This is a genomic window from Paenibacillus sp. GbtcB18, assembly GCF_019091125.1.
Lineage (GTDB): Bacteria > Bacillota > Bacilli > Paenibacillales > NBRC-103111 > Paenibacillus_F > Paenibacillus_F chitinolyticus.
Window position 1 is genome coordinate 1 of record NZ_JAGXJX010000370.1, and the last position, 271, is coordinate 271.

The 271-nt window shown below is 45.4% G+C and carries 1 protein-coding gene; it reads left to right on the forward strand.

All coding sequences use genetic code 11. The annotated features are described in order from the left end of the window. A partial coding sequence (locus KVT34_RS30315) for a hypothetical protein (RefSeq protein WP_217563296.1) occupies positions 1 to 231 on the forward strand: 231 nt, incomplete at its 5' end. Positions 232 to 271 lie beyond the last annotated feature (40 nt).

Consider the following 271-nt stretch of genomic DNA (forward strand, 5'->3'; position numbering starts at 1 on the left):
AAAAACGTCTTTAACAAGAAGCGAAACTTAAGGAGATACATCTTATTGACTCTCGCTCGAGCAGATGCTAATCCGCAGAGAGCAGCTATAGAGAAAGCGAAAATCGTGAAACACATAAGTGAAGCCATACCCGCCTGCACCACTATTGTTGTTGCAAAAGAGGAGCATCAAGAGAAGGGGCAACATTTCCATATTGGTATACAAATTGGGTTCGAGTGGAATCCTGGGTGAAAGCGCGCCGAGAGTCTTTAGGAGGATCTTCCCCGAGTTC